The sequence below is a fragment of the uncultured Eubacterium sp. genome, assembly GCF_934525195.1.
Classification (GTDB): Bacteria; Bacillota; Clostridia; order Oscillospirales; family Acutalibacteraceae; genus Eubacterium_R.
This window is the reverse complement of record NZ_CAKSZA010000013.1, coordinates 1-2,015: the sequence shown is the minus strand read 5'-3', so window position 1 is coordinate 2,015 and position 2,015 is coordinate 1. Positions and strand designations below refer to the sequence as shown.

The following is a 2,015-nucleotide window of genomic DNA, read 5'->3' as shown; positions in this document are numbered from 1 at the left end:
AAGGTTGCCATAATATCGCCCAAAGTGTCGTTTACGGAAAGGTAGCCCGTAGGGGTGTCAATCTCAAACCAGTTGATAACTGCGCCCTCTTCCGCCATTCTGTAAGCCTCGTTGAAAGTGTCAACCTTTTTGATAACAGCGGTGTCCTCGCACTCGCCCGCCTTGGCAACAAGTGCGGTTTCGCCTGCATTTTCAACTTCAAAATGAAAGAACGGATACTTGCCCTTTGTCTGCTTGCCGACACTTTTGCCGTTCGCAAAAAGTTCAACCTCGTTTTGATTTGAATAAACGGTAACCTTGGTTACAGGTTCAACTCGGTCAACATATCTCTTTGAGCAAATGTGCACCATAGGTTTGTCCGAAAGCCAAGCCTGATAAGCATAAAAGCTGTCCTTTTTGTACTTACGGTCAAAGGTTACAAGTCCCTTGTGATTCATACCGTTTTCACCGCCCTCGCTTCGTGCGTCTGCGGCAAAATCAAACATATTCCAAACATGAGTTGCCCACAAATACGGACGGTCGATAATCTGCTTGATTACTTCCTCGTGATAATACGCCTGATATTCCTCGGTGTAGTCGCCCTGTTCGGGAGTTGAGGTGTGCCAATTAAGTGCCTCGCAACCGTACTCACTTATTCCGATTGCCCTGTTCGGATATTTCTTGTGGAAATCATCAAACCACGGACCGTACATTGAAACATTACCGCCGTACCAACCGAAATAATGGTTATACGACAAAATATCGGAAATGTGCACATATTCCTCATCTATGCCACACATTGTGAGTGCCGCAAGAGTGGTCGGTCGGGTTTTATCGAGTGAATGGGCAAGGTCGTTTAGCATTTTGTGATTTTCAATCAAACTCTTGTCACTTGCTCCGCCCATGGTAATCTCGTTTGACAATCCCCAAGTGACGATACACGGATGGTTATAATTTTGGCAAATAAGCTCGGTCATCTGCGTTCTTGTGTTTTCAACACCGTTTGGCATATGGCGGGAAATATACGGAATTTCTGCCCAAATTACAAGACCTTTTTCATCGCACAAATCATAGAATTCCTGTGCGTGCTGATAGTGAGCAAGGCGGATTGTGTTTGCGCCCATTTCGCAAATAAGGTCAATATCTTCCTTGTGATGCTCATAGCTGAGAGCATTGCCGATTTGCGGTCTGTCCTGATGACGGGAAACACCACGGAGCGGATATTCCTTGCCATTGAGAATAAATCCTTTTTGTGCGTCAACCTTAAAAGAGCGAACGCCGAACCTTGTACTAACCTCATCAACAGCCACGCCGTCAACAACAAGGCTTGCCTTGAGCGTGTAAAGATAAGGGTCAACCGTTCCGTTCCAAAGGCGGACATCTTCTATAACAGCCTCGGCAGTCGGATTTTTGCCGTTTGCGGTTTTTGTGCAAACAACCTCACCGTCTGCGATAATATCAAACTGAACCTCGCCGTCTGCAAATGCCTGCATGGTGATTTTTGCGTTTTTGCCGTCAACAACCGGGGTCACCATAATGCCCGGTGCACCGTAATAATCCAAATCAAAATGAGCCTTTGGCACGCCGATAAGCTTTACGCTACGATAAATTCCGCCGTAAAATGTGAAATCTGCCTGCTGTGGATAAACAAAGTCATTTGGCGAATTATCTGCCTCAACAACGATTGTGTTGCTGTCCTTTATGCCGTCAAGTTTTGCCCTAAATGTTGAATATCCGCCATGATGAACTGCAATTTCCTTACCGTTGAAAAGCACCTTTGCACTTGAATTTACACCGTCAAACTGAATGTAAATCTCCTCGCCGTCGGGCATATCGGCTTTTGCAATTTTCTTTTGATAAATGCAAGTGCCACGATAATAATCGTTTCCGCCGTCCTGACCGTCTGTGCCGTTCCAAGTGTGAGGCAAGTTGACTGTTTCTGTTTTGTTTTCTTTGGTAAATGACCAATTTTCGTTTATAGTAATGATATTTCTCAAAATCATTCCTCCGATTTTTTATCTTTAATATTGTACAAG

Annotated in this window: 1 protein-coding gene; it reads right to left on the bottom strand. The window is 44.8% G+C overall.

Features of this window, described 5'->3' with window-relative positions:
* Positions 1–1,982 (bottom strand): glycoside hydrolase family 2 TIM barrel-domain containing protein (locus Q0E03_RS09035; protein ID WP_297131934.1); only part of this gene is annotated, 1,982 nt, incomplete at its 3' end.
* Between the last annotated feature and the right edge of the window lie 33 nt (positions 1,983–2,015).